Source organism: Streptomyces sp. adm13(2018), assembly GCF_008042145.1.
In the GTDB taxonomy this organism is placed as follows: domain Bacteria; phylum Actinomycetota; class Actinomycetes; order Streptomycetales; family Streptomycetaceae; genus Streptomyces.
Genome location: NZ_RDBH01000142.1, coordinates 4,545 through 8,135 on the forward strand (window position 1 = coordinate 4,545; position 3,591 = coordinate 8,135).

General features: G+C 73.6%; 4 protein-coding genes. All 4 read left to right on the plus strand.

Features of this window, described 5'->3' with window-relative positions:
* Positions 1 to 388: 388 nt before the first annotated feature.
* A complete protein-coding gene (locus tag EAO70_RS33965) occupies positions 389 to 2,101 on the plus strand; it encodes a sensor histidine kinase (RefSeq protein ID WP_148006672.1) in 1,713 nt (570 codons plus the stop codon).
* 94 nt (positions 2,102 to 2,195) lie between these two features.
* Positions 2,196 to 2,597, plus strand: a complete 402-nt coding sequence (locus tag EAO70_RS33970) for a roadblock/LC7 domain-containing protein (protein WP_148006711.1) — start codon at positions 2,196 to 2,198, stop codon at positions 2,595 to 2,597.
* On the plus strand, positions 2,594 to 2,947 hold the full coding sequence (locus EAO70_RS33975; RefSeq protein WP_148006673.1) for a DUF742 domain-containing protein: 354 nt from the start codon (positions 2,594 to 2,596) through the stop codon (positions 2,945 to 2,947). Before EAO70_RS33970 ends, EAO70_RS33975 begins: the two co-directional genes overlap by 4 nt.
* Positions 2,928 to 3,591, plus strand: a 664-nt coding sequence (locus tag EAO70_RS33980; protein WP_261993178.1) for a GTP-binding protein, incomplete at its 3' end; no start/stop codon positions are given. The genes EAO70_RS33975 and EAO70_RS33980, both read left to right, overlap by 20 nt.

The window sequence follows — 3,591 nt, forward strand, 5'->3', positions numbered from 1 at the left end:
GGTGCTTGCATGGTGCCTTCCGTCGGGTGGGTGTGCTCCGCACGCTGCGGGTCACACCGGAAGACCGCGGCGCCGGGAAGAACTCATCGGTGTCGCCCGATCCTGTCGGCACCACCGCGCGCGCTCAATCGATTTTCCCGCCTCCGGCGTCCCTCCGGGACGCCGGAGGGGAGCGGGGCGGAAACGAACGCCCCTTCAGGAAGCGCTTCCCGCCTCGCACTTCCGTGGAAGCGTGCAACTTCGGACCTTCTCGGGCGCAGTACCGGAAAAGTATTCACTGAACCGAATGCCGATCCGATCACAAGAGTTCCGAACTGATCAACAACGCATCTATAGTGCCGTCGTTACGACTCCCTTCCCCGTGTGCCCGCTCCCGAGAGTCTGGTTGATGTCGGCGTCACCCACCCCCTTCCGTCCTGCCCTGACCGCCTCGCTGCTCACCGCCGCCGCGGGCGGTGCGCTCTCCGCGGCCGCCGTCGCCGCCGCACCGGGCGAGGTCCGCACCCCGCTCGGCTGGTTCGCCGCCTGCGGGGTCCTGCTCCTCTCGGCCGCCGCCTTCGCCGTCACCTGGTACGGGCGCACCGCGCGCGTCCTCGCCCGCCGGGCCGACACCCTGGCCGCCGACGTCGCCTCCAAGGAGGTGTACATGGCCCGGTTCACGGCCGCCGCCGAGCGCGAGACGGCCACCGCGAAGGAGCGGCTGGAGGCGGAGACCGCCGCCGCGCGGGCCGCCCACGCGGTACGGACCGACGACCTGGTCCGGTCCCACACGGCACGGACCGACGAACTCGTGCGGTCCCACGCGGCCGAGATCGACGCACTGCGCCGGGAACGCGCCGCCGAGACCGAACTGCTCGAAACCCGGCTGCGCCGCGCCGAGTCCGGCAAGTCCGCCGCCATGGCGGCCGCGGCCAACGCCGCCGGCCGTATGCAGGCCCTCGCGACGAGCATGCTCGCCGACCTTCGGGACATGGAGCACCGGCACGCCGACGAGGACGTCCTCACGGACCTGTTGCACCTCGACCACCGCACCGCGCAGGCCGGCCGGCTCGCCGACTCCGTCGCCGTGCTCAGCGGGGCCAGGTCCGGGCGGCGCTGGGCCCGCCCCATCGTCATGGAGTCGATCCTCCGCGGCGCCATGGGCCGGATCAGCGGCTACCAGCGGGTGCGGCTGCACTCCAGCAGCGACGCGGCCGTCGCCGGGCACGCGGCCGAGGGCGTCATGCACGCCCTGGCCGAACTCATGGACAACGCGGCGAACTTCTCGCCGCCCACCGCCGAGGTGCACGTCTACGTCGAGGAGGTCCCGGCCGGCGTCATCATCGCCGTCGAGGACAGCGGCCTCGTGATGAGCGACGTCCAGCAGCGCCGGGCGGAGGCCGCCGTCGGCTCCGCGCCGCAGGACCTGGCCGGACTCTCCGGCACGCGCCTCGGCCTCGCCGTCGTCGGCCGGCTCGCGCGCAAGCACGGCCTCACCGTGTCCTTCCGCCCCTCCGCGCGCGGCGGCACCGGCGCCCTGCTGATGCTCCCGCAGGAGCTGATCAGCCACGCGCCCGCCGAGCCCGCCGCCGCACCCGCCGACCCGCTGCCGCCCGTCTCGGGCCGGGGCCTGTCGGCACCCGTCGCGGTCCCGGCAGCCGCCCCGGTCCAGGCCTCAGCCCCGGTTCCGGCGCCCGCCGTCGTACCCGAACCCGAGACCGTGCACGACAGCGCGGCCGAGTCCACCGGCGAGCACCCCCGCTTCGGCGAGAGCGGGCTCCCCCAGCGCCGCCGCGGCCGGGCCATGGCGGCCGCCCACCCCGAGGGCCCGCAGAACGCCGCGAAGGCGCCCGCCGAAGGACCGCGCACCGGCGCGGCCGCCGGTGCGGCGAACCGGTTCGGCACGTTCCGCAGCGCCGTACGGGGCACCACCCCCCGCCCGGACGGCGCTGCGGAACGTGCCGAACCGGTTCGCCGCACCGGCGGCCGCGCCGGGGCCTCGCGACCAGGTGCTCCCCCAACTGCTCCACCAGTTCGGACATGTTGTGGCCCACGAGGCCGGCGTCGGCGTCCTCGTCGGCGACGACGGCGAGGTGGGCGCCCTCGCCGGCCTCCACGATGAAGAGGATGCCGCCGTAGAACTCGGCGATCGCGGAGCGGACCCCGCCGGTGCCGTCGCCGACCTCGAACCCCCCGCACCCGGAAGGCACCTCGTAATGACCGGCTCCACCACCGACGAGAAGCTCAGCTGGCTCCTCGAGGGCCTGCAGGAACGCACCCCGGGCACCCGGCACGCCCTGGTGCTCTCCCGTGACGGCCTCAAGCTCTGCCGCACCCCCGAGCTCTCCGTCGACCAGGCAGACCAGCTCGCCGCGATCGCCGCCGGCATCCAGAGCCTGTCGCACGGTGCCTCCGTGGAGTTCGGCGACGGCACCGGCGGGGTCCGCTCCGCGATCGCCGAGTTCTACGGCGGCATCCTCTTCATCGTGGAGGCCGGCGAGGGCGCCCACCTCGCCGTCGTCGCCGACGAGGACGCCGACGCCGGCCTCGTGGGCCACAACATGTCCGAACTGGTGGAGCAGTTGGGGGAGCACCTGGTCGCGAGGCCCCGGGGATGAGCCGCGGCAGGCCGGGCCGGGACGACTCTCCCGACCGGCTCTACACCCTGACCGGCGGCCGGAGCCGCGCCGGGTCCGACTCCTTCGACCTGGTGACCCTCGTGGTCTCCGAGAGCGACCCGGTGCCCGGCATGCAGTCCGAGCACGCCGCGATCCTGCGCATGTGCCGCTACCCCACCGCCGTGGTGGAGGTGGCGGCCGGGCTCGGACTGCCGGTCTCGATCACCCGGATCCTCCTGGCCGACCTGCACGACACCGGCCGGATCAGCGCCCGGCACCCCCGTGCGTCGTACCGCCTTCCCGATCACGACATCCTGGAGCAGGTGCTCGTTGGACTCCGTAACCTCTGAACAGCGCCAGACCCTGCGCAGCACCGCCGACAACGGACTGAAGATCGTCGTCGTCGGCGGTTTCGGAGTCGGCAAGACCACCCTCGTCCGCTCGGTCAGCGAGATCCGTCCGCTGAACACCGAGGAGACGATGACGCAGGCGGGCGAGGGAGTCGACGACACCGCCGGCGTCGCCGCCAAGTCGGCCACCACGGTGGCCTTCGACTTCGGCCGGATCTCGCTCGACACCCACAACGTCCTGTACCTCTTCGGGGCGCCCGGCCAGGAGCGGTTCTGGTTCCTGTGGGACCGGCTGTTCTCCGGGACGCTCGGCGCGGTGGTGCTCGTCGACACCCGCCGGCTCGCCGACTCCTGGTACGCCATCGACCGCCTGGAACACCACGGGACGCCGTTCGTCGTCGCCTGCAACGACTTCGGCGGTCCCGCCCACACCCCCGAACAGATCCGCGGGGCCCTCGACCTCGCCGACGAGGTTCCGCTGGTCTTCTGCGACGCGCGCTCGCGCGAGTCCAGCAAGCAGGTCCTCATCTCGCTCGTCGAGCACCWGCGGACCGTCGTCGCCCCGGCCACGCCGCCGGTCCCGCAGCCGATCCCGGAGCCCGCCGAGGTGGGTGTCGCGGGAGGCCCAGCGGCCGGCGACGTTC